The following is a 23,487-nucleotide window of genomic DNA, read 5'->3' on the forward strand; positions in this document are numbered from 1 at the left end:
CGGGAAGCGGGAAATTGTGAAGACGGACTGCGCCGGGCGGGCGCCCGGCCTGTCGGCGGACGAAGCATAGCCAAGCCAATATGACATGTCTACCGCGCATTGCTGCGACGCAACAAGCCAGGCAACGGGATCCAACGTTGTAACCAGCCTTGAATTAATTAATTTAAAAATTAATATAAAGCTGAGACACCGATGCGAGCAATGCCATGGCAGCCTCCAGGAACCCCCGATCGGCCCACGACGCACCCGGACCACGACAGCGGCGCGGCCCGGGCCGCCCTGCCGCGGCCGGCAATCCCGTCCAGCGCGACCAGTTGCTCGATGCCGCCACCGACCTGTTCTCGCGGCACGGTGTCGCCGGCACGCCGATCAGGGCCATCGCAGCTGCTGCCGGGGTCACCCCGGCACTGGTCCACTACTACTTCCGCGACCGCGACCAGTTGCTCGATGCCGTCGTCGACGAGCGGCTGCAGCCGCTGGTGACCCAGGTCTTCGCTGCGGAGCCTGCCGCGCCGGCCGATCCCGTCGCCATGCTGGCCGGCATTGCCGGCCGCCTGATCCGCGTCGCGGCTGCCACGCCGTGGTTTCCAGGCCTGTGGATCCGCGAGGTGGTGGGCGTCGACGGCCAGTTGCACGACCGGGTGCTGAACCGCTTCGCCATGCAGCGGGCCGGCGCACTGAGCGGGCCGATCGCGGCGGCGATCGCCGGCGGTCAGCTGAATCCCGCACTGGAGCCGGCACTGGTGATGCCTTCGCTGATCGGCCTGACCTTGCTGCCGCTGGCCACCACGCATATCTGGCGCCGTCTGCCCGGCGCCGATGCCGTCGATACCGAAGCGCTGGTGCGGCACGTCAGCGCACTGCTGGCACAAGGGCTCGCGCCGCCACGGCCAAGCGACGCAGCCACGCGGCCCTGAACACCGCCTCATACGATTGCCCCGGAGTTCTCATGCAAGCTCGCCAGTCCATATTCCCTTCGCAGCCAGCCGGCCACCGCCGGCCGCTTGCGCCTGCCGCCATCGTCGCCCTGCTCGGCGCGCTCGGCCTGCTGTCCGCGTGCAGCAAGGAATCGCCCGACACCTGGCAGGGCTATGTCGAAGGCGAATTCGTCAGCGTGGCCTCGCCCTTCGCCGGCCGGCTCGATACGCTGTCGGTGCAGCGCGGCCAGCAGGTCGGCCAGGGTGCCGCGCTGTTCGCGCTGGAGTCCGACGACGAACGCGCGGCGCGACAGCAGGCCGAAGACCAGCTGCGCGCGGCCGAAGCACAGTCGCAGGACCTGAAAACCGGCAAGCGCCCGGTCGAAGTCGAGGTCAGCCGCGCCCAGCTGGCGCAGGCGCAGGCCCAGGCGCAGCGCAGTGCCGTGGCCTTGCGGCGCGACCAGCGCCAGTTCGAGATCGGCGGCATCGCGCAGGCGCAGCTGGACGAATCGCGCGCGCAAGCCAGCGCCGACGCCGCGCGCGTACGCGAGCTGCAGCGCAGTATCGACGTGGCGCGGCTGCCGGGCCGCGATGCACAGCAAGCCGCGCAGGCCGCGCAGGTGGCCGCCGCGCGCGCCGCGCTGGCGCAAGCCGAGTGGAAGCTGTCGCGCAAGACCGTGGCCACGACGCAGGCGGGGCTGGTCTACGACACGCCCTACCGCCTCGGCGAGTGGGTGCCCGCCGGCAGCCCGGTGGTGCGCATGCTGCCCCCGGGCAACATCAAGGTGCGCTTCTATGTGCCGGAGACGGTGGTCGGGGCGTTGCGCAACGGCCAGGCCGTGCAGGTCCGCTGCGACGGCTGCGCCGCGCCGGTGACGGCCACCATCAGCTATGTCGCCAACGAGGCCGAGTACACGCCGCCGGTGATCTACAGCAACGAGACGCGCCGCAAGCTGGTGTTCCTGGTCGAAGCCCGCCCGTCCGCGGCCGATGCGCCCAAGCTTCGCCCAGGCCAGCCTGTCGAGGTGGCGCGGAAATGAACACCAGAGCGAACGGCGGCGCTGCCGAACTCGCCATCGACGTGCGCGGCCTGAACAAGCACTTCGGCGACAAGCACGTGGTCAACGATCTCAGCATGCAGGTCGCGCGCGGCGAGATCTTCGGCTTCCTCGGGCCCAACGGCAGCGGCAAGACCACCTCGATCCGCATGATGTGCGGGCTGCTGACACCGGATTCCGGCCAGGGCACCTGCCTGGGCTACGACATCCTGAGCGAGTCCGACGAGATCAAGCGCCGCGTCGGCTATATGACGCAGAAGTTCTCTTACTGGGACGACCTGTCGATCCGCGAGAACCTGGACTTTGTCGCGCGCGTCTACGGCATGCGGAACCGGCGCGAGGCCGTAGACCGCGCGCTGGAAGACCTGGGCCTGGCCACGCGCTCGGCGCAGCTGGCCGGTGCGTTGTCGGGCGGCTGGAAGCAGCGGCTGGCGCTGGCGGCCTGCCTGCTGCACGAGCCCGAACTGCTGCTGCTCGACGAACCCACCGCCGGCGTCGACCCCAAGGCCCGCCGCGACTTCTGGGAGCAGCTGCACCAGCTGGCCGCGCGCGGCATCTCGGTGCTGGTCAGCACGCACTACATGGACGAGGCCGAGCGCTGCCACAAGCTGGCCTATATCGCCTACGGCAAGCTGCTGGCGCAGGGCACCGCGGACGAAGTGGTGGCCAGCCAGAACCTCTCGACCTGGAGCATCGAGGGCGACGACCTGGCCGGGCTCTCGGCGCAACTGCAGGGTGCGCCTGGCGTGGACCAGACGGTGGTGTTCGGCACGGCGCTGCATGTCACCGGGCGCGACGGCAAGCTGCTCGGCGAAACACTTGCGCGCGTGGCTGGCCCGGGCCGCCGCATGGAGCAGATCCAGACCAGCCTGGAGGACGTGTTCATCCACATGATGGGCGGCGCCGAAGACAATATGAACGCGAGCGCTGCGGGCGGGCAGAGGAAAAAGGAGCACACATGAAAGCCGGCCGCTTCTCTTTTTCCTTGCAGCGCTGGTGGAGCATCGTGCTGAAGGAATTCCTGCAACTGCGGCGTGACCGCGTCACCTTTGCCATGATCGTCGGGATACCGGTCATGCAACTGCTGCTGTTCGGCTTCGCCATCAACACCGACCCGCGCCACCTGCCGGCTGCCGTCATTGCTGCAGACCAGAGCGAGTTCACGCGATCCTTTATCGCCGGCATGGAGAACTCGACCTACTTCAGGATGGTCGGCACCCTGCCTGACGAAGAAGCCGGCCGCGAGGCGCTGATGAAGGGCAATGTCCAGTTCGTCGTCAGCATCCCGCCAGACTTCACGCGCCGGCTGCTGCGCGGCGAACGCCCCGCGCTGCTGGTGGAAGCCGATGCCACCGACCCGTCGGCCACCAGCGCCGCCATCGCCGCGCTGTCGCAGCTGCCGTTCAGCGTGGCCAGCCAGGACCTGAAGGGAGCGCTGGCGCCGCTGGCCGGCGGCAAGCCCCCGTTTGACGTGCAGGTGCACCGGCTCTACAACCCGGAGGGCATCACGCAATACAACATCATTCCGGGCCTGATGGGCGTGATCCTGTCGATGACGATGGTGATGATGACCGGCCTGGCCATGACGCGCGAACGCGAGCGCGGCACCATGGAAAACCTGCTGGCCACGCCGGTGCGGCCCATCGAAGTGATGACCGGCAAGATCGTCCCGTACATCTTCATCGGGCTGGTCCAGTCGACCATCGTGCTGCTGGCCGCGCGCTGGGTGTTCGAGGTGCCGTTCTTCGGCTCGGTGCTGGCGGTCTACCTGGCCGCGCTGCTGTTTATCGCGGCCAACCTGACGGTGGGCATCACGCTGTCGTCGCTGGCGCAGAACCAGCTGCAGGCGATGCAGCTCACCTTCTTCTACTTCCTGCCGAACATCCTGCTGTCCGGCTTCATGTTCCCGTTTGCGGGCATGCCGGGCTGGGCACAAGGGATCGGCAACATCCTGCCGATGACCTATTTCCACCGCATGGTGCGCGGCATCCTGCTCAAGGGCAACGGCTGGACCGAGCTGTGGCCCAACGTCTGGCCGATGGCGCTGTTTATCGCCATCGTGATGACCATCGCGGTACGCTTCTACCGCCGCACGCTGGACTGAAGGAGCCTGCGATGTATCCCTTCCGCTCCCCCACGATACTCGCAGCGGCGTTTGCCGCGCTGCTGGCCGGCTGTGCAGTTGGCCCCGACTTTCATTCGCCGCAGGCGCCTGCCGATGCGGGCTATGTGGCCGGCCCGCAACCGCAAACGACAGTAGCCAGCGAAATGCCGGGCGACCTGCCGCACGGACAGGCGCAGGTGCTGGCCAGTGGCGCCGACGTGCCCGCGCAGTGGTGGACGCTGTTCCGCAGCGCCGCGCTCGACCAGACCATCCGCGCCGCCCTGGCCGACAGCCCCACGCTCGCGCAGGCACGCGCCAGGCTGCGCGAGGCGCAGGAGAACCTCTCCGCTCGCACCGGCGCCACGCGCTGGCCGACGGTGGACGCCAAACTCAACACCACGCGCCAGCAGGTCGATTTCCAGTCGCTCGGCATCAATGCCATTCCCAGCCCCGGCCCATTCACGCTGTACGGCGCCACTGTGCAGATCTCGTACGTGCTGGACCTGTTCGGCGGCCAGCGGCGCGAGCTGGAAGGGCTGCAGGCCGCCGTCGACTACCAGCGCTATGAATTTGAAGCCGCCCGCCTGTCGCTGGCCGCCAACGTAGCCACTGCGGCAATCCGCGAAGCCGGATTGCGCGCCCAGCTGGCCGATACGGTGGCCATCGCCGAATCACAGCAGCGGCAGCTTGGCATTGCCGAAGAACGCCTGCGCGCCGGCGGCGTGGCGCAGGTCGACGTGCAGCGCCAGCGTTCCGAGCTGGCGCAGACACAGGCGCTGATCCCGGGGCTGCAGCAGCAGATCGAAGCCACGCGGCACCAGCTTGCCGTCTACGTCGGGAAGTCTCCCGCCGCTGCCGCGCTGCCCGAGTTCCGCCTCGAAGACCTGCAGCTGCCGGGCACATTGCCGGTCAGCCTGCCATCCACGCTCGCACGGCGCCGCCCCGACATCCGCGCGGCCGAGGCGCTGCTGCACCAGGCATCGGCCAATATCGGCGTAGCCACCGCCAACCTGTATCCGCAGATCACGCTGAGCGCCAGCGGCGGCACGCAGGCCACCGCGGCGCGAGACCTGTTCAACAGGCTCAACGTCTGGAGCCTTGCAGCAGGACTGGTGCAACCGGTGTTCCATGGCGGCGAACTGCTGGCGCGCAAGCGCGCGGCAGAAGCCGCCTACGAGCAATCGCTGGCGGCCTACCAGCAGGCCGTCCTGCAGGGCCTGCAGAACGTTGCCGACGCCCTGCGCGCACTGGAAGCCGACGCCGCCACCCTGCGCGCCCGCGCCGACAATGCGCGCCAGGCGCGGGCGACGCTGGCTATCGCGTCAGAGCAGTACCGGCTGGGCGGCGTCAGCCAGCTGACGGTGCTCGATGCAGAGCGGCAATCGCGGCAGGCCTCGCTGGATCTCTCGCAGGCAACCGCGAACCGGCTGGCGGATTCAGCCGCGCTGTTGCAGGCGCTCGGTGGGGGGTGGTGGCAGGAAGACCAGCAGGTCAGCGGCCAATGAACTCGCGCAGGCGCCGCACCCCCTCATCCAGCCGCGCCGGATCGCAGGCATAGCACCAGCGCACGAAGCCCTCGCCCTCCGCGCCGAACGCGCTGCCGGGCGCCAGCCCGAGCCGCGCTTCGCGCACCAGCTGCTTGCACAGCGCGAGGCTGTCGCCCGCGCCCGGCAGGCGGAAGAACACGTACATAGCCCCTTCCGGCGCATGCGCGTCGACACCGGGCAGCGCGGACAACGCGCCAACGAGGTGATCGCGTGCCGCGCGCAGCCGCTGCACCAGCGCGCGCGTGAACGGCTCACCCTCACGTACCGCCACCACGCCCGCTTCCTGCACGAACGACGGCGCGCACGAGGTGTTGTACTCGATCAGCTTGCCGAGATCATCTGTCATCGACGCCGGCAGCACCATCCACCCAAGCCGCCAGCCCGTCATCAGCCAGGCCTTGGAGAAAGAGTTGACGTGGATGACGCGCTCGTCGCGCGAAGCAATATCGAGAAAGGACGGCGCGGCGCAGCGCTCCCCACCGGCCGCTTCATCGCCGTAATAGAGGCGTTCGTAGACCTCGTCGGCAATGATCCAGATGCCGTGGCGGCGGCAATGGTCCAGCACGGCCTGCTGCGCGGCGCGCGGCATCACCCAGCCGGTCGGGTTGTTGGGCGAGTTGACCATCAGCGCGCGCGTGCCGGGTGTAAGCGCCGCCAGCAGCTTGCCGACATCGAGCGTCCAGCCGTGCGGGCCGTAATCCAGCGATACGGTTTCCACCGCCGCACCGAGGATCTTCGGAATCTCGACCAGATTCGGCCACAACGGCGTCACCGCCACGACGCGGTCGCCCGGACCGGTCACAAGCTGCGCCGCAAGCATCAGGCCATTCACGCCGGCGCTGGTAACCGCGACATTCTCCAAACGCGTGGCGCCGTGCAAGGCGCTGGCGTAGTCGGCCAGCGCCCCGCGCAGTGGAGCAATACCAAGATTGTGTGTGTAGAAGGTGGCGCCATTCGCCAGCGCGCGCGCCGCGGCATCGCGGATAAAGTCCGGCGTGGCCTGGTCGGATTCACCGAACCAGAATGGCAGCACATCGGGCAGGCCGATGCCGGCATTGGCGACTTCACGGATGCGCGACGCGCGCAGGCGGCGGACGGTGTCGCGGGCCTGGGGGATGGTCGGGTCGGGACTGGGGGGCATGGGGCGTTTTCGGCTTGGCGGTAGATGGCTAGGGTACCGGAAAGCCGCGCCGATTGCCGTCCCCTCTACCTGGCGGGGTAGCCAAGCCCGTCACGGGCGCTGCCATCGTTATCGCGCGCAGCGCCGCCCGGCCGGAGTTTCAGGCCAAAGCTGCCTCGCGCCTGGCCGTCATTTGCCGGCCGTAACGCATACTGTTCCGAACGCTCCGATCTTGCCGCCTGCGGGGCCGATGCCGGGCCGCTGACGTGGGCCGAAGGGCTGCCGGAAGCGGCAGCGGCAGCCGAGGCCGCCTGCCACGACAGCAGCAGCGAAATGAGAAGTCGAAGAATCACGTCAGGATGTCATCGCCGCATCCGGCTGCACGCGGGGATCAAGGGAAATTCACTCCGGTCTGCGGTGCACAGTTTGCGGTAACGGTCTTCGTATAGGTGTACGTCTGGCCGTTCGTTCTTGAATTGGTCAGCGTAACAACAGTACCTTGGGGGACGGACAAGGAACAGCTGTAATTAGAAGAGCCATTGCCATCCATCGAGCAAGTCCCGCTACTCGCAGTGACGGTGCCTTGCTTGTCGGCGGCCGATCCGGTGATTGGCGTGGTGCAAGTAGCATTCGTGGAAAACGTCGCGGTGACGTTCTGTGCCGCGCTCATGGTCACCGAGCAAGAGCCGGTACCAGTACAACCCCCGCTCCAACCAGTGAAGGTACTGCCACCAGCCGCTTTCGGTGTCAGCGTCACCACTGTCCCGGCGCCGTAAGAGGCCGAGCAGGTGGACGAACAACCGCTGATCCCCGCCGGCGAGCTATCCACGGTACCCGCACCGGTTCCGGCCTTGGTCACCGTCAAAGCATAGCTCGTCACCGCGGCATAGGTTGCAGTGACTGTGGTTGCACTTGTCATCGTAAGCGTACAGGGGCCTGTGCCGGAACATCCACCACTCCAGCCTGAGAATGTGGAGCCGCTATTGGCCACCGCTGCCAGGGTCACCGACGTACCCGAACTGAATCCGAACGAGCAAGTCACCCCACAACTAATCCCTGCTGGCGTACTGGTTACGGTGCCGGAGCCTGTCCCGCCTGGCGTGACGGTCAACGTCACTCCCAATGCGAAGGTGGCCGTAATGGACGTTGCACTGTTCATTGGGACAGTACAGGCCCCCATGCCCGTACAAGCCCCGCCACTCCAGCCGGTGAAGGTCGAGCCGCTATCAGCCACTGCCGTCAAGGTCACGGAAGTGCCTGTGGCAAGCGTTGCCGAGCAAGTCGCCCCGCAACTGATCCCGGCCGGCGTACTGGTGACCGTGCCGGTGCCGGTTCCTGTCTTGGTCACCGTCAGGCCGTAGTTGGTGCCGCCGGAGCCGACCTGGCTCTCGAAGCCTGGCCAGATTGGGGGGCACACATCCGCCGCCGGGTCGTTGTCAGGGTTGATGCAAACGTATTTGCCTGCATTGCGGGTGAATGCCCCGCCGGCCATCTTCGCGTTGCAAGTGCCGTTACCCGTCACCTTTGTGACCAGAAAGTTCTGCTCAAAGTAATCGGACGCACTGCCTGCCGTCACAGAGCTGTAGGAACTGGGGTATGCCGAAGGCCTTGGGCGCCCGTCGAATGGGCCGGTAATGGCGGTTCCATCAGGCTGATAAGATGCCCCGTATTTGGTTCCGCTCCACGGCCTGTTGACGACAGGATTGGCGGACTGATCGACGACCGATTGGGTACCCATTCCGGTCGACAGATAGGCACCCACCGTGCCCTTGAACCCCCGATAGCTGCGGGTCGAGGACTCCAGCGGATTTGCGCTGATGAGCGTGCCGTCACTCGCGCCACCGTTGAACCCAGGGTCGCCCACGCAGATGGTCGGACTAGCGGCATTTCCCGTGACCGACTCATCGATAATAACGCCTACGTTTCCATACCAGCCTGGACCGACGTAGCAGGTGTAAGTGTAGTATTTGTAGGAATTGCTGCCGCTGGTGACAGCGGTCATCAGGGTTGGCGAATTGTTATAGACGCACTCACCTTCGCTTGACAATCGAACCCGCACATTGGCTGAACTCGGAACGCCATTGCCGGCGTTCTGATCAAAGAATATCTTGCCGGTTATGGTCGAAAATGACTGTGCGGCATTGTTCTTGGGCGGCAGGTAAAGCAGGATGTTATTCGAGCTGTCCAGGAGGTAGGTGGTCCCGTTATTAACGGCAATCTTGGTGCCATCAGCATTTGCCACACTGGTACCGGTATAGGTTCCGCTGCCCCGCTGAGCGGAGCCGGTAGGCGAGATCAGTGAGCCGCCCAAACCAGCGGTCAGCTTGCCCTGCCCGCCAGGATCATCCCACGCTACCACGCTGTTCAGATCCAGGCGCTGCTGGACGCCCTGGCCGTCAGTCCATGTGGTCGTCAGCTGAACCAAACGCTGCTCCAGGCCCCCGCTGGGCGTTGATACAGCCCACGTCATGGTATAGGCAGCGTTGCTGCCGCTCACCGTCGCATTGCCAGAGACCAGCGGCGTGCCTGTGAATGCCGACTTCACCAGCATATTGCGAACTTGCTCGAGCTTTTGCTGCGACAGGGCCATCGCTTCCGAACGCGACTTGGCCTGGCCCGCACCAGAGAGACTCAAGGTCTGCAACTTTGATACCGCGAGCAGACCGATGCTGATGAGGATTAACGCAATCATGGCTTCAATCAGGATGAAGCCATGATGGCGCGGAGTTTTTCTTATATACATAAAATAACCGTCCGGATGTCAGCCAGCCTACCAATCGCGCCAACTGCCTTGCAGCCTTGCGGCCTGGCCAAGATTGGATGCCGCGCCAAGCACTTTCGGGTCGAAGACAACCTTCAGATTGCCGGTGACATTGGCGGAACCGGCACTCACAATTGCTCCGTAGATGGTGGGCGAACCGTTACCTGTAATATTGCCAGTCACATAAACCAAACCGTTGATCACGGAACTGGCACTCATATTGAAATCACCATTGACGATAAGAACCACCGGGTGATCCTGGGTACCGATATCGCCCGGCAGGCTGGCATTGCCTTCAACCCAGATAGCGCTGTCCTGCATATTGACTATGCTGTTCAGATTGGTTGAATTCGATGTGGCCAGCACGCTTCCGGGGTCCACTACCCAGGTAGCTGTGCTGTCCCGGTACGCTACGGGCGTCTGGCCAAAGAAGTACTGAAAAAAACCATCGCTGCTCAGGCTTGAAAGCTTTGTGTCGTTGCTCACCGTGTCGTGACCAAGGTTGGAGCCTTGGGTGGAACACTGATATCCGGTGGGCGGGTTATTGCACCCGGGGCTGTTCCCGACATTTCGATAAGGATCACTGATGCTGGCTGTCGGATTGCTGACTTCATTGCGAATGAAAGTCTTGCCTGTGTTGCTCTGACCGAGCAGCGCCCCCCCCGACCAGACTGTCAGGTCGTTGAAGTAATTGAGGATCGAGGCCCCGCCCGTCAATAGATTGGCCGTCCCCCTGGACGTAACCGGTGTCGAGATGCTGCCGCCGAGAGATGGACTGAAGCCCGCTATTTGCACAATGCGCTGGACCGAACTGTCGTCATCGCTCCAGCCACAGCTGATAATGCCTACCCGTGACAGATCCATCGGTACGACCGGTTGCGGCAATGCCGCGGGTGGCAGCGTGCAGGACAAGGCCGTGGCATGGGTTGTCGGACAGGTCGTATAAGGAATATCCAACGGGTCGCAGTAAAGTGCCTGGTAATAACTCGATGTCCCGCTGCTGCTCGTCAGCGTGTTCGGCGTGATCACGTCTGGCACGCCGTTCTTGTCCTGATCGATCCCGCCCTTGCGCATATAAGCCAGGGCCTGATCAAGGCCCGCACTGGCCGCCGCAAACGACTGTTTCGTCCGTATCTCATTGGCCGAGAGGCGCTGCTCCATGATGGCCGCCCGGTTGGTATAAAGCACCATCAGTCCCACCGCCAACAGCAGAATGACGGTCATGATGAGCGTGGCCGCGCCCCGTTGAATCGTGGCTTGCTGTCGCGATGCGAATGGGAGGGACGTCCGGGCAGGTGACTTCATGGCGTGATGACACGGTTGTTGCGCACGAGCACCGTTCCATTCAGAGTTCGAACTACGGTCGAATCGGTTTTGCTTTGCGCCGTCAGGCTAATATTGATCTGCCGGGTTTCTACAAAAGTGTTGGTGGCAGGCGGATAGGTTACCGGCGCGCCAGTCGCGGCCGGGCTGCACGCCTGCAGACTTCCACCTGTTGTTGTCCAGGCTGTGAAAGTAGTGGTATCAGTCGGATCGTAAGTCGTCGGCAGGTATGAAATACATTTGGAGCCGATGGTGTTGAACGTCAGAGCCGTTACCGTGATGGCTCTCTGGTCTGTCAGGTTCTCCCAGATGGCATCTGTCCCACACTGCGTACTGGTGCTGGTACTAGCTAAATTAGCCGTCGGCAGCAGCGTTTGCACCGCGCCTCCCGAAAGCCGGAACCCGAAGAAATCCATGAACGTGGCATTGCTGTCCACGACTCCGGGTGTGCCGCCAGCGAACGTGGCATCGTAGCTGTACAGCATGCAGCTGGTGCTGCCCGATATCTCGAGGTTAGTGGCCGCCGCGGTGAACGGATTGGCGCCTTTTGTGGCATTTCCCCAGTATCCAGCCCGTCGAATGTCGTTGACCATGATGTCCATCACGGCACGCATATCCTGGTTCAACTGGGTCGCCGTTGTGGTGACCTGTGTGCCCCGGGAAAAATTCAGGTAGACCGCAGACATTCCCCAAAGCACGATCAACGAGACCACCATGCCCACCATCAGGCCGATGAGGCTGTATCCCGACTGCTGCCTTGAAATTGGGCTCAGCATATTGGGTACCCGCCTACCGCCCCGCCTGGAGAGCACAATGAAATTCGACCGAGTCGCCCGATGTTCAGGCTGAGCTGCCTGCCCATGGGAGATTGCAGAGTAATCGATTGATCGGTGCCGCCGGTGGCAAGCCCGCGCAGGTCAAAGGTGATGACGGCCTGCGCAGCTGGCGACGTCATGGTGCAGCCCGTGCATTCGGTGGCCGACACGGTGTGCGATACGTTGTTTCCCGCTTCATTGATGAAACAGGTGGCCCCACTGCATGCCGCGGAACCATTCGCTATGCCGACATACCAGGGCGCGGATGGCCCCACCGTCAGGGATACGGTTTTCAAGCCAGAGGCGGCGGACGATGACTGCTTGATTGCCTCCGAACGCGCCAGTTGTGCCAGATTTGAAATCGCCCGCATCTGGCTGATCAGACGCTGCTTGTCAAGGTAATCACTGAGGTTCGGAAATGCCATGGTGACAAGAATGCAGAGCACGGCAATCGTGACCATCAGCTCAATTAACGTGAATCCACCGGGATGCCTTCTCATGATCACTTGCCCCAGCATGTGGCCGGTGAATAGGTGATTGTGGTTCCGCTAACGGCATAGACGATCGCAGTGCAGCCCGTATCGGCCAGTTGCGATGTCGATGAGGCGTTTGCCGTCAACGTGTACGAGCTTCCTGTTACCGCAGTTGGTGTCGCGAGGGTATAGTTCCCCTGGTCGCTGAGGCAGGCGCCTGAAGTCGGGCAAGGCGGCGACAGATTGGAGGTCGCAGTCGCGTAGGTGGTATTGTTCAAGCGATACTTTTCCTGCGCAAGGCTCGCCGCCTGGAGCAGAGCCTGGGCATCGGCGCGCTTTCCTTTCCTCACATATCTCTCATAGGAAGGTATGGCGACGGCTGCCAGGATAGCCAGGATGGCGACCACGATGGCTAGCTCAATGAGAGTAAAACCTCGGTAACGGTTAAAGCGCCTCTGCATTTTCTTGACTCAATAGTTCATTGTGATGGCGCCAAGGCCAGACCGATCCACTCTGCGCGGCAGTCGTCGTCAAGTGGATGGCAAGCGCAGCCATGCGTGTGCCTGAGCGATGAGTCGGAGATGAAGCGCCAGGCGGCTCGGGCGCATCAATGCCCGCGGCCGAGCCAGGGTTGAACATTCGCTCCGGGTGATCAAGCAGCAATTCGGCCTCACGAAGGTCAGATACTGCGGGCTGATACAAGAACGCGGTTCAGATCACGACGCTGTTCGCGCTGGACGGCCTGCGGTTGGCGCATGCACGCTGATAAGGGCGCAGACAAAATTGTGTCCGCCGCGCAATCAAGGACCAGCCTACAACGATTACACGCAAAGCCCTGTCACCAGAGTGGCGACGGATTTCTTGTGGAACCGGGAATTTGGGTTCAGTTGCGCAAGAATTGGCGGATTCAGGGCTGTCGTCGACAGCGATGATATGCGGACGAGAGGGCTGACGCGCCTCTGATGACCTGTTTCATATTGACCCCTTCTTTCGTTGCGCAATCAGACCTGGCGCTCCACTCTGCGGCGGAACTACCACGTCCTTCCCGAAAATTACCTCGTTCTGGCATGCTGCAGCCGCATGCGGCCGGCAGCGCCTATTTTGTTTATATTGACGGGCTCTCTAAGTTGCCACGTGGCTCAGATGTTGAGGATTTTATACAGTTGTGTCAATACTCGACAGGAGGTTGTCAAGGCACAACGTCAATCGTTGGACGATTGCCACATCCTGCCGCCTTGGCACCTTTGGTACTTTGGCACTACGCCGCCCTCCTCGGGGGCAAACAGGTAGCCGGTGCGGCTTATACGTTACATGAACTGGTCCGGAATCAGCAGCGAAGCCGAGCAATGACCGCGTGCCAGTCACGCAACCAGGTGATGCTGCCCGCGGCCCGCTGTGCAACAATCGTTACAAACCCAGTCCGGAGTACCAATGTCGTCCGACAGCCCCACCCCGCCGCAAGACCTGGAGGCCCTGCTTGCCCGGCTGCGCGCCAGTTTCCCGACGCTCAGCACGCAGTTCCAGGGCGGCGCGCGCTACCTGCTCGACCATCCGCAGGACGTGCCGGTGCTGTCGATGCGCAAGATCGCGGCCAGCGCCGGGGTGCAGCCGGCCACCCTGGTGCGGCTGTCGCAGCATCTGGGCTTCGAGGGCTGGCAGGGACTGCGCGAACTGTTTGTCGACGCGTTGCGCGGCGGCACCCAGCCGTACGCGCGCCGTGCGCGCAAGGTGGTGCGTGAAAGCAGCGCCAGCCGCATGCTGGGCGAGATGCTGGACGCGCAGCACCACAACCTCGACCTGATCGCCGCCAGCAACGAAAAGACGCTGCCGCAGGCCGCCGAGCTGCTGTCGCAAGCGGCCTGCGTGCATGTGGCGGGCTTCCGTTCCTGCTTTCCGATCGCGTTCACCTTCCACTATGTCTACCGGCTGTTCCGCAGTTCCGTGCACCTGATCCGCGCCGATGCCGGCACACTGGAAATGGAGCTGCGCGGCCTCGCGCCCAAGGACGCGGTGGTGGTGGTCAGCTTCGCCCCATATTCGCAGGAGAGCATCCGCGTGGCCGCGGCCGCGCGCGAGTGCGGCTGCAAGGTGATCGCGCTGACCGACAGCACGGTGGCGCCGATCGCGCTGGCGGCGGACTGCACGCTGCTGTTCTCGGTGGAAAGCCCGTCGTTCTTCCCGTCGATCACCGCCGGCGTGGCCGTGGTCGAGGCGCTGGTCGAACAGCTGCTCGCGCGCAAGGGCAAGGGCGCGATCCGCGCGCTGGAGCAGGCCGAGGGCGAGCTGCACCGCACCGGCGCCTACGTGGCGGCCGGGCAGACTTAGAACCCGTTTCACGATGAAACGGGTTCTTAATCGAAAGCCTCATCGTTGGGATTGGCGTAGGCCTTCTTCAGTGGCTCGCTCATCGGCAGCTCGAAGTTCACATGCTTGGGCGGCACCGGCGCGGCGAACCATTTGGCATAAAGCTTGTTGATCTCGCCGCTGCGGATCAGCCCGGCGATGGCGCCGTCGACCACCTGCTTGAAGCCGGGGTCGTCCTTGCGCATCATGAACGCGTAGGCCTCGAACGACTGCGGCGTGCCCACCACCGCCCAGTCCGCGGGATTGGGCGCCAGCGTGCGCGCCCCCGACAGCAGCACGTCATCCATCATAAATGCCGCCACCCGGCCCGACTGCAGGATCAGGAACGACTCGCCATAGTCCTTGGCGCTCTGGATGGTGATGTTGGCCTGCTTCTCGTCGTTGAGCCGGCGCAGGATGCGCTCTGAGGTCGTGCCGGCGTTGGTCACCACCGCCTTGCCCGACAGGTCGCCAAAGTCGCGCACCGGGCTGCCCTTCTTCACCAGCAAGCGCGTGCCCGCCACAAAGAAGGTGGTCGAGAACGCCACCTGCTGCTGACGCGACTTCAGGTTGGTGGTGACACCGCATTCCAGGTCCACGGTGCCGTTCTGCACCAGCGAGATCCGGTTCTGCGAGGTCACCGGCACCATGCGCACCTGCAGGCTGGCAACGCCGGCCTCGCGCTTCACCGAATCGACTACGCGGTCGCAGATGTCCTGCGAGAAGCCGATCACCTTCTGGTTGGCGTCGTAATACGAGAACGGGATCGACGAGGTGCGGTGGCCGATGGCGATCGTGCCTGAGGACTTGATCTTGCTGAGCGTCGGGCTGGCCGCCACGTCGGCGGCACGCGCCGAGCCCGCAAACAGCGCCAGGACGGCGACGGCAAGCGGCGCCGCGAGGGGTCGGCGGTGCCGGGAACTACGCGGACAGGTGACTTGTGCTGCTTTCATACCAGGCTCTCCTTGGGTGGCGTACGCGCGATGCGCCTTCGCATCGGAATGCTAGGCAAACAGCAACAAGTGTTCCATCATGGATAACTATGAAACATATGTATTTATCCCCGGCGCGGTGAAACAGACATGGCTGGCGGCATGCGGGTGCTTCGCCATGGGGCAGCCATGCGCCGAACGGGTGCCTGGCGATCGGCCTGTGCCGGGAAAAGCCGGGCCGGAACGGCCGTGGGAAGGGAACGGCAGAAAAAGCAGCGGGCGGCTGTTGTGCCGCCCGCGGTGCGATGCCAGGTGAGGCCGGGTGGCCGACCGCGCGCGGCTTACTGCGCGCACTTCTCCCGGTACGCCTGCTGCAGCGACTTCTTCGGCCTGGCACGCTGTAGCTCCGGAACCACGCGGCCCTGCGCGGTTTCGATGGCCGGCTGGGTGGCGCGGTATTCGCGCTTGGGCGCATTGGCGATCTGGGCGGCCAGGGCGCGGCATTCGTCCGACTGGATGCTGCCTGGCGTCGCGGCCGGGTCGGGACGGTAAGGTGTGGTGCCCTGCTGCACCGCTTCGTTGATGGCGGCGGCGGCGGCACTGTCGCCGTCCGGCTTCTGCGCATGGGCGCCGCACGCCAGCGCCAGGGCGGCGACGGCGGCAATGCGGGTCAGGGTTCGCTGGCGGCTCGGCATGATTGACGTCTCTCCCGTGGCTCGATGAATTTATGCAAGGGCTGCCAGCTTAATCGCTCGCGGCCTGCCTGACACTACCGGCATTTTCGGCATTTTCGGCATTTTGCGTGGTCGATGCCACCTGCCGCGGGCCCACCGCCCGGCTTGCCCGCCATGCCAGCCTGGGCGCGCGCCGCCTGGCGCCAGTCCTGGCGGTGGCGCCGCATCTGCCCCAGCGCCATCCGGCTCATGCTGGCCCAGCCGGACGGCCGCATGCGCGGCGGCAGGTCCTGCAGGGCGTCGGGGCGAGCGGGATGGTACGGAACGGGGCGGACAAAAAACGACGCCCTCCAAAATAGCACTGGAAGGCGTGCGGGAAAACCAGGGCGCAGTCAGTGGCTGGCGCGCTGCTGCGCTGGCAGCCCTGGCAGAGGTTGTTGCCGGCGGCGGCCGTGCGGCCGCCAGGCGGCTCGGTTTCAGGACTTGCAGTACAGGTTGACGTACAAGCCCCCGTTCCAGTTGAAGCTGTTGTTGCCGCTGACCTGCACCTGGACAATGTCGTTGGCCGCCACCGGTGTGGTGGCCGGCGCCGAGCAGGTCCGGTTGGCGTTGTCGAGCCCGCATTGGGACGCATCGGTGAGGGGCAGCGAATCGAGCTGGTCCAGCGCCGTGCCGCTGGCGACACGGTATGCCGTCACCGTGTACGCCGCGTTGGCCGGCACTGCGCCCGCCAGGCTTGCGGTCAGCGTAAAGCCGCCGCTGCAGGCCACGGGCATCACCGCGCCGAAATAGGGATCGGAACTCTGCTGCGTCAGCCCGGAGCCGGTCATGACGTAGGTCCCCTTGCCGCCAGGCGGTGAGGTGACAGCGAAATTGGCGGTGTAGACGGTTCCGCCCGTGCCGGGATCTCCCTTGTCGCCCTTTTCTCCCGTGGCACCCTGTGCTCCCGTTGCTCCCTGCGGACCCGTCGCCCCCGTCGCTCCCGTGGCACCCGTGGCACCCGTGGCACCCGTGGCACCCGTTGCACCCGTCGCACCCGTCGCACCCGTCGCACCCGTCGCACCCTGTGGACCCGTCGGACCCGTCGGACCCTGCGGACCCGTCGCTCCCGTCGCTCCCGTCGCTCCCGTCGCTCCCGTCGCTCCCGTCGCTCCCTGCGCGCCGGTATCGCCCTTGTCCCCCTTCGCTCCTGCCGGCCCCGGCGCCCCGTCAGCCCCCGCGGGACCCGCGGGGCCGACCGGTCCCGTCAGTCCGACCACGGATACCCCGGCCGGCCAGCCGTCCGCCGTCTTCGGGCCGAACAGCGTGCTGGTGGTCGTATTCAGGTAGAAGCTGCCGACCCCGCCGTCCGCCGCGGTGGGATCGGCCGCGCCGTGCAGCAGCACCGCGCCAGGCGCACCGGCCACGCCCTGCGGGCCGATCAGCGACACGCCGGCAGGCCAGGCCCCGCCAGCCTTGGGGCCGTATAGCGTCGAGCTCGAGACATTGATGTAGAAGTCACCATCCGTGCCGACGTCCGCGGTCGGCGCATTGGTGCCGGACAGGATGGTCTTGCCGTTGGCGCCAGCGGGGCCGGGCACGCTGGCCGACGGCCCGGCGCTGGCCGATGTTGAATCGCCGCCGCCGCCGCAACCGCCGAGCAGGATGGCGATACAGGCGAGCGGGATCGCTGCGCGTTTGAGGTCGATGTGTCGCATGAAGAAAGCCCCCCGGATTCTTTTTTGAACTGGATCCCCGGATCGATGCCGGGTGAATCAAATCTAGAGATCGCGACGCCCCCGATAAATCGTGCATTCGCATGGGCTGTTTCATTAATGAAGCGCACCGGCGAAACGAGCGAAATCCTGCGCCAGGCCAGATAATTCGCACATCCGTTTAGAAGGCAAAAAGACCGCGGAAAATAATCAAGAAAAAGCCTGGGCTGCCGCACCAGGCAGCGCGAAGGCGTGCTGATAAGGCCGCGGGGACCAGGTACCGTCAGCGTTCTCGGCGCCGCGGCAATGGATGCCGGCGCAGGCCTCAAAGCCCGGACGTGGCCTCACCCGGATGGTTGAATAATGGTTGAGTTCCGGATGAGATGGCCTGGCGATAGCCGGCGCTGGCCCGTTCAAAAGAGAAACAAATAATCGTCATTTACCCCTTCATGGGGGATATTGACAGCGCAGCGGCAACCAGCCATTCATGCGCCTCCCGGCCAGGCTCCGGCGCGGCCGCGATGCACTATGCTGAATACTCCTCCAACGGCTCTGCGCGGAGGCCAACATGCGCAAACTCTTTCCGATCCTCACGGCAATCCTGCTGTGCGGCGCCACCGGCATGGCGTTCGCCCACAACTGCCCCAATGAGATGAAGGCCATCGATGCCAAGCTGTCGACCAGGCCGGCCCTGTCGCCGGAAGACGCCGCCAAGGTCGCCAGGCTGCGCGCCGATGGCGAGGCCTATCACAAGGCCGGCAATCATGACGAAGCGATGAAGTCGCTGCTCGAAGCGAAGAAGATCCTGGGTATCTGATACCGGAAAAAAACCGCCACGCGCCCAGGCGTGGCGGTTTTTCTTGATTTCGTGCGGACAGCGCCGCGGCCGGCCGGCTCAGGAGCCCGATCCCACCTGCTGGATCACGCCGTTGGGCGCCACCTGGTAATACTCGGCGCCAATCCCGACCCAGCGCGTGCCTTTGCGCGGCGCGGGCAGGTTGTACTGCTTGTAGTCGTCGATCACATACTGGCGGTCCCTGAACTCGGTGGGCAGCCGGTCGCCCTTCTTCCACTGCTGCACCTGCATATAGGGCGAGGTCTGCGCAGCCGGCTCGGAGGCGGCCATATCCTTCATCGGCTTGGACCTGGCACCGCCCTGCGCCATCGCGAACGGCGCCGCCAGCACGCTTGCCGCCAGCAACAGCACCGGCATCGCTTTCTTGATATTCATCGTGATCTCCTTGCGTACGGGAAAACCGAACTGCCGGAGGATCCGACAGCATCTACCAGATTAGTCACAAATACCGACAATCGGGGATCCGCCAGCCCTTGCAACCTTGATGAATGCGGCAGTTAAGGCACGAGGCGGCGGCCAGGTTGTTCACAATTGTTTGCCGGATGGCACCCCTCGAGGGGGAGCCTCTGACGGCACCCATGACTAGAATGGCACCTGAAAGAAACACTTTGTTACGAGCGCGTGCCGAGCAGTCTCTGAGCGGGCCGCGACCTGCGGTTTTTTTTGCCGGCGAGGTCCGGCGCCCGCACCGACGCAACGGCTCGCCACGTTCCCTGGCTCACGCGCTGCTCACGGCGCTTCGCATGCGGGCTCCATCCCTGCCAGAGAACCACAAAAACAGGGGACTCTCCGTGTTGCACGATGCCGGTCATTTCCTGGCCCTGGTCAATCCCGCCATCGCCTTGCTGCTTTCGCTCTGCTTCCTGCTGGCGTGGAACCATGAGCGCACGCGGCACTACCTGCTGCAGGTCGGTGCCTGCTACCTGCTGTACGCCATCGCGATCGGCCTGCAGATCATCTGGCCGCCGCGCAACGGCGGCGGCAACGCCACCGTCACCGGTGCGTTCTACCTGGGCAGCGGCGTGCTGTTGCTGCGCGGCATGCTGGCACGCATTGGCGCGCGCCCCGATCGCTGCGCGCTGATGGCGCTGCCGCTCATCCTGTTCGGGATGCTGGCCTGGTTCGACCTGGTACAGCCGAACCTGGTCGCCCGCATCTACATCCTGAATGTCGGCATCGCGCTGATCCTGCTGCTGGGCATCGCGCCGCTTGCCCGCCTGCGCACCGGGCGCACCGTGGACCGGGTGCTGTTCTGGGTGTTCCTGGTGTTCGCGCTCCAGTTCCTGCCACGCACGGTGCTGACCCTTGTCCCGGTGGGGACCCATGATGCTGCCGAGCTGCCCCGCACGGCCTACTGGCTGTGGCTGCAGGCTACGCTGGCCCTGCTGCTGCTCACGCTGGCGCTGACACTGCTGGCCGCCACCGCGCAGGACGTGATCGACGGGCTGCGGCATGAACGCGATACCGACCCGCTGACCCAGCTGCACACACGCCGCAGCCTCGAGACCCTGGCCGCGCACCAGATTCCGCCGCGCGCCGGCGAGAAGCTGAGCGTGCTGCTGTGCGACCTGGATTTCTTCAAGTTCATCAACGACAACTACGGCCACAGTGCCGGCGACGCGGTGCTGGCGCAGGTCGGCCGCGTCATCGCTGCGGGAATCCGGCGCTGCGATATCGCCGCGCGGCTGGGCGGCGAGGAGTTCGTCGTGCTGTTGCCCGACACCCCGCACGACGCGGCACTGCAACTGGCGGAGCGGCTGCGCCAGACACTGGAGCAAACCAGCATGGACGTCCTGCCGGGCATGCACACCGTGACCGCCAGCTTCGGCGTGGCTACGCTGCGGCCCGGCGAAGACCTTGAAGCGCTGCTGATGCGCGCGGACAGCGTGCTGTACGTGGCCAAGAACAACGGCAGGAATTGCGTCGAGTGGGAACGCGAGGCCGGGTTTCCGGCCCTTGCCTGAAGGTGCCTGGCGCGGGCGCGTAGAATCTGCCGATTTCAGGAAGTCAGACGGGTAAGACCATGGACTGGACGGGATTCGCGCGAACTTTTGCATTGTTCTTCGCTACGGCGGTCGCCGAGCTTGTCGGATGCTACCTGCCGCTGCTCTGGCTGACGGGCAAGGGAAGCGGCTGGCTGCTCCTGCTGGCAGCGCTGAGCCTGGCCGTGTTCGTCTGGCTGCTGACGCTGCATCCGACGGCGAGCGGCAGGGTCTATGCGACTTACGGAGCGGTCTATATCGCGACCGCCCTCGGCTGGCTGTGGACAGTCGACAAGGTATCCCCGACCTGGAATGACATCGTCGGCGTCGGGTTGGCGTTGTGCGGAGCAGGCGTGATTGCGCTTGGACAAAGGCCAGGCTAATCAGGCCAGTTCCTGGCGCAATCGCGACCGCTCCCCGCGCAAACTAAAAAGGCTGAGCCCTGTGCAATACAGAACTCAGCCTTGTCAGGTCCCGCTTCCCTGAAGCTTCCGGAGGGCGGAGGTCAGAACGGAATATCGTCGTCCATATCCTCGAAACCATTCGATGCCGGCTGCTGCGGACGGCGCGCAGCGCCACCGCCCTGGCCGCCACCCTGGCCGCCACCCTGGCCGCCCGCCTGGCCTCCGCGGCCACCGCCGTAGCCACCGCCCGACGATTCGCGGCCGTAGCCGCCGCCACCGCCCGCGCCGCCACCGTAGCCGCCTTCATCACCGCCGCCGCCGCCACTCTGGCGCCCGCCCAGCATCTGCATCTGGTCGGCGACGATTTCGGTCGAGTACTTGTCCTGGCCGGACTGGTCCTGCCACTTGCGGGTGCGGATGCGGCCTTCGATATAGACCGACGAGCCCTTCTTCAGGTACTGCGCGGCGATCTCGGCGAGCTTGCCGAACATCGAGACGCGGTGCCATTCGGTGGCTTCCTTCATCTCGCCGCTCTGCTTGTCCTTGTAGCGATCGGTGGTCGCCAGGCGAAGGTTGGTCACGGCGTCGCCGCTGGGCATGTAGCGGGTTTCCGGATCTGCGCCGAGGTTGCCGACGAGAATGACTTTGTTGACCGATGCCATGTGAATATTCTCCAAAAGCCACGCGCTGTGTTGAAAAGCGTGGCAATACGATGACGGTAAAGCGGACTGTAGTGTGACGCGATACGGCGATGACGTAAACGAACATCGCGCCCCCGGCCAGACGTCGGGTGGCGCGATCATGCTAGGCCCTTTCCAGGCCAGATTCTTTACGAAGTGATGCGGACTCGGTTGCGGATTCAGGCGGCCGTAGCGGGTGCAGCAGGTGCAGCTTCCTGCCCGCGCGCCGGCGGCGCCTTCATGCTCCAGGCGATTATAAGCCACAGCAGCAACACCGCCGCGCAACCGACGAACACCGCGCTGCGGCCCTCGTGCTTGAGCAGCCAGCCGCCCACGGCCCCGCCCAGGAACAGGCCCAGGGCCTGCGTCGTGTTGTACACGCCCAGCGCCGCGCCGCGCGCGGCCGCGGCATAGCGCGACACCAGCGAAGGCTGCATCGCCTCCAGCACATTGAAGGCCACAAAGAAGAGCAGCAATACGCCGACGATGGTCCACAGCCCGTGCACGGTGGCAAACAGCAGCTGCACCGCGGTCATCAGCGCGACCGCGCCCAGCAGCACCGGGCGCACGCGGCCGTAGCGCTCGGCCGCCATCATCGGGCCCAGCATCAGCACAAAGGACACCAGCACCACCGGCAGGTAGACCTTCCAGTGCTGGTCCAGCGGCATGCCGGCATCGGCCAGCATGGCCGGCACCACCATGAACATGGCCACCTGGGAAGCGTGCAGCGCCAGCACGCCCACGTTGAGGCGCACCAGGTCGGGGTTGAGCAGCACCTTGCGGAACGGCAGGCGCACCGGATGCGGCGGCGGCGGGGTCGGCACCAGGAACAGCGTCACGCCGATCGCCACCCCCCCCAGCACCGACATCAGCCCGAAAATGCCGGACATGCCGATGCTGTGCAGCAGCGGCGAGGCGATCACCAGCGACAGCGCAAAGGTCAGGCCGATGCTGCCGCCCACCATCGCCATCGCCTTGGTGCGATGGCGCTCGCGCGTCAGGTCGGCGATGCAGGCGGTGATGGCCGCGGAGATCGCACCCATGCCCTGCAGCGCGCGGCCGGCGATGATGCCGCTGAGCGTGTCGGAAAAAGCCGCCACCAGGCCGCCGGCGATGAACAGCAGCAGGCCCGCCACCATCACCGGCTTGCGGCCGATCCGGTCGGACAGCCAGCCCAGCGGGATGTGCAGGAACGCCTGCATCAGGCCGTAGATGCCCATGGCCAGGCCCACGCGCTGGGCGTCGTGCCCGTCGGGCAGGCCGCGCGCGTACTCGGCAAAGACGGGCAGGATCAGGAACAGGCCGAGCATGCGCAGGGCAAAGATGCTGGCCAGCGACACGGCGGCGCGCAACTCGACGCGGCTCATGCGCTCGCGGGCGGGGGCCTGGGATGCGTCGGCGGCACCCGCACCCGGAGAAGAAGACTGGATCGACGGCATTGCGATCGTGGGATCGTGGAATCTTTCAGGCTGGCTGCCCGAGCCCGGTAATGCGGCACGCGGCAACGGCAGTTTTGATCGGGATCGCGGGGAGAAGTTGCCGCCCGGAACCCGGGGCCTGCGGCGGCTTCGCCGGGCACCTGCATGGCGCGGGCTACCCCGGAAACCGAAGTTGGGTATATTAACAGGTTTGCTCCTCCGCGCTTCCCGGGTCACCTGGCCATGCCAGAGGGCCCCCGGGCGTGTGCCCGGGCGCGCATTCCGGCCGTCGCCAGCGGTCGGAAGTGCCAATTTCGGTACTTGTTTCGGGTTCTGCGATTCCTTCAGACAGCCCTGCCAGCCTGGCGGGGCGGCCTGTCTGGCGA

General features: G+C 65.0%; 21 protein-coding genes and 1 pseudogene. 10 read left to right on the forward strand and 12 right to left on the reverse strand.

Translation table 11 applies throughout. The features are described 5' to 3' along the window. Window positions 1-206: 206 nt before the first annotated feature. From ACZ5MJ_RS15930 to ACZ5MJ_RS15950, 5 genes are read left to right on the forward strand one after another with little or no spacing between them, the layout of a single operon-like run. Window positions 207-917, forward strand: coding sequence for a TetR/AcrR family transcriptional regulator (locus tag ACZ5MJ_RS15930; protein ID WP_464220636.1), 711 nt, complete (start codon window positions 207-209; stop codon window positions 915-917). Between the two features lie 32 nt (window positions 918-949). Further along, a complete protein-coding gene (locus tag ACZ5MJ_RS15935) occupies window positions 950-1,957 on the forward strand; it encodes an HlyD family secretion protein (RefSeq protein WP_464220637.1) in 1,008 nt (335 codons plus the stop codon). Further along, window positions 1,954-2,937: an ABC transporter ATP-binding protein gene (locus ACZ5MJ_RS15940; protein ID WP_464220638.1), complete on the forward strand. Its 984-nt coding sequence runs from the start codon at window positions 1,954-1,956 to the stop codon at window positions 2,935-2,937. The genes ACZ5MJ_RS15935 and ACZ5MJ_RS15940 overlap by 4 nt, the downstream gene beginning before the upstream one ends. Continuing rightward, window positions 2,934-4,079 (forward strand): ABC transporter permease, encoded by a 1,146-nt coding sequence (locus tag ACZ5MJ_RS15945; RefSeq protein ID WP_464220640.1) that lies wholly within the window; start codon window positions 2,934-2,936, stop codon window positions 4,077-4,079. The genes ACZ5MJ_RS15940 and ACZ5MJ_RS15945 overlap by 4 nt, the downstream gene beginning before the upstream one ends. A gap of 11 nt (window positions 4,080-4,090) precedes the next feature. Beyond that, window positions 4,091-5,584 (forward strand): efflux transporter outer membrane subunit, encoded by a 1,494-nt coding sequence (locus tag ACZ5MJ_RS15950; RefSeq protein ID WP_464220641.1) that lies wholly within the window; start codon window positions 4,091-4,093, stop codon window positions 5,582-5,584. On the opposite strand, the gene ACZ5MJ_RS15955 is transcribed toward ACZ5MJ_RS15950, so the two are convergent. The 6 genes from ACZ5MJ_RS15955 to ACZ5MJ_RS15980 all read right to left on the reverse strand — a co-directional run bounded on the left by ACZ5MJ_RS15955 (window position 5,571) and on the right by ACZ5MJ_RS15980 (window position 12,579). Then, window positions 5,571-6,767 carry a pyridoxal phosphate-dependent aminotransferase gene (locus ACZ5MJ_RS15955; protein WP_464220642.1) on the reverse strand — a complete coding sequence of 399 codons (1,197 nt, stop codon included), beginning with the start codon at window positions 6,765-6,767 and terminating at the stop codon, window positions 5,571-5,573. The two genes, ACZ5MJ_RS15950 and ACZ5MJ_RS15955, sit on opposite strands and share 14 nt — an antisense overlap. Window positions 6,768-7,137: 370 nt before the next feature. After that, the gene (locus ACZ5MJ_RS15960) at window positions 7,138-9,489 is read right to left on the reverse strand and encodes a type IV pilus modification PilV family protein (protein WP_464220644.1); all 2,352 of its coding nucleotides are present in this window, start codon (window positions 9,487-9,489) and stop codon (window positions 7,138-7,140) included. 27 nt (window positions 9,490-9,516) lie between these two features. Beyond that, the gene (locus tag ACZ5MJ_RS15965; RefSeq protein WP_464220646.1) at window positions 9,517-10,812 is read right to left on the reverse strand and encodes a pilus assembly PilX family protein; all 1,296 of its coding nucleotides are present in this window, start codon (window positions 10,810-10,812) and stop codon (window positions 9,517-9,519) included. Continuing rightward, entirely contained in the window at window positions 10,809-11,606 is a 798-nt protein-coding gene (locus ACZ5MJ_RS15970; protein WP_464220648.1) for a prepilin-type N-terminal cleavage/methylation domain-containing protein, read from the reverse strand. Before ACZ5MJ_RS15970 ends, ACZ5MJ_RS15965 begins: the two co-directional genes overlap by 4 nt. Further along, window positions 11,600-12,145, reverse strand: coding sequence for a GspH/FimT family pseudopilin (locus tag ACZ5MJ_RS15975; protein ID WP_464220649.1), 546 nt, complete (start codon window positions 12,143-12,145; stop codon window positions 11,600-11,602). Before ACZ5MJ_RS15975 ends, ACZ5MJ_RS15970 begins: the two co-directional genes overlap by 7 nt. Window positions 12,146-12,147: 2 nt before the next feature. Further along, window positions 12,148-12,579, reverse strand: a complete 432-nt coding sequence (locus ACZ5MJ_RS15980; protein WP_464220650.1) for a type IV pilin protein — start codon at window positions 12,577-12,579, stop codon at window positions 12,148-12,150. Window positions 12,580-12,730: 151 nt separating this feature from the next. Between ACZ5MJ_RS15980 and ACZ5MJ_RS15985 the strand changes: the two are divergent. Next, window positions 12,731-12,884 (forward strand): annotated as a pseudogene (locus ACZ5MJ_RS15985) (transposase); the annotation flags it as partial. Window positions 12,885-13,549: 665 nt separating this feature from the next. Next, window positions 13,550-14,443, forward strand: a complete 894-nt coding sequence (locus tag ACZ5MJ_RS15990; protein WP_464220651.1) for a MurR/RpiR family transcriptional regulator — start codon at window positions 13,550-13,552, stop codon at window positions 14,441-14,443. 26 nt (window positions 14,444-14,469) lie between these two features. Here the strand turns inward: ACZ5MJ_RS15990 and ACZ5MJ_RS15995 are convergent, their stop codons facing one another. The 3 genes from ACZ5MJ_RS15995 to ACZ5MJ_RS16005 form a co-directional block, all read right to left on the reverse strand. After that, window positions 14,470-15,414, reverse strand: coding sequence for a glutamate/aspartate ABC transporter substrate-binding protein (locus ACZ5MJ_RS15995; RefSeq protein WP_464220652.1), 945 nt, complete (start codon window positions 15,412-15,414; stop codon window positions 14,470-14,472). Between the two features lie 320 nt (window positions 15,415-15,734). Next, the gene (locus tag ACZ5MJ_RS16000) at window positions 15,735-16,088 is read right to left on the reverse strand and encodes a hypothetical protein (protein ID WP_464220654.1); all 354 of its coding nucleotides are present in this window, start codon (window positions 16,086-16,088) and stop codon (window positions 15,735-15,737) included. 455 nt (window positions 16,089-16,543) lie between these two features. Next, the gene (locus ACZ5MJ_RS16005; protein WP_464220655.1) at window positions 16,544-17,764 is read right to left on the reverse strand and encodes a collagen-like protein; all 1,221 of its coding nucleotides are present in this window, start codon (window positions 17,762-17,764) and stop codon (window positions 16,544-16,546) included. A gap of 565 nt (window positions 17,765-18,329) precedes the next feature. Here ACZ5MJ_RS16005 and ACZ5MJ_RS16010 point away from each other — a divergent pair. Further along, complete coding sequence (locus tag ACZ5MJ_RS16010; protein ID WP_464220656.1) at window positions 18,330-18,578, forward strand: hypothetical protein; 249 nt, start codon at window positions 18,330-18,332, stop codon at window positions 18,576-18,578. Between the two features lie 78 nt (window positions 18,579-18,656). Here ACZ5MJ_RS16010 and ACZ5MJ_RS16015 read toward each other — a convergent pair whose 3' ends face one another. After that, complete coding sequence (locus tag ACZ5MJ_RS16015) at window positions 18,657-18,992, reverse strand: RcnB family protein (protein ID WP_464220658.1); 336 nt, start codon at window positions 18,990-18,992, stop codon at window positions 18,657-18,659. A gap of 416 nt (window positions 18,993-19,408) precedes the next feature. On the opposite strand from ACZ5MJ_RS16015, the gene ACZ5MJ_RS16020 reads away from it, so the two are divergent. Next, window positions 19,409-20,581 carry a GGDEF domain-containing protein gene (locus ACZ5MJ_RS16020; RefSeq protein WP_464220659.1) on the forward strand — a complete coding sequence of 391 codons (1,173 nt, stop codon included), beginning with the start codon at window positions 19,409-19,411 and terminating at the stop codon, window positions 20,579-20,581. A 59-nt stretch (window positions 20,582-20,640) separates the two neighbouring features. Next, window positions 20,641-20,982, forward strand: coding sequence for a YnfA family protein (locus ACZ5MJ_RS16025; protein WP_464220660.1), 342 nt, complete (start codon window positions 20,641-20,643; stop codon window positions 20,980-20,982). Between the two features lie 122 nt (window positions 20,983-21,104). Here ACZ5MJ_RS16025 and ACZ5MJ_RS16030 read toward each other — a convergent pair whose 3' ends face one another. Together ACZ5MJ_RS16030 and ACZ5MJ_RS16035 are read right to left on the reverse strand one after the other, a co-directional pair. Next, on the reverse strand, window positions 21,105-21,665 hold the full coding sequence (locus ACZ5MJ_RS16030; protein ID WP_464220662.1) for a single-stranded DNA-binding protein: 561 nt from the start codon (window positions 21,663-21,665) through the stop codon (window positions 21,105-21,107). Between the two features lie 197 nt (window positions 21,666-21,862). Beyond that, window positions 21,863-23,122 (reverse strand): MFS transporter, encoded by a 1,260-nt coding sequence (locus tag ACZ5MJ_RS16035; RefSeq protein WP_464220664.1) that lies wholly within the window; start codon window positions 23,120-23,122, stop codon window positions 21,863-21,865. Window positions 23,123-23,487 lie beyond the last annotated feature (365 nt).

Source organism: Cupriavidus sp. LA-1, assembly GCF_055385985.1.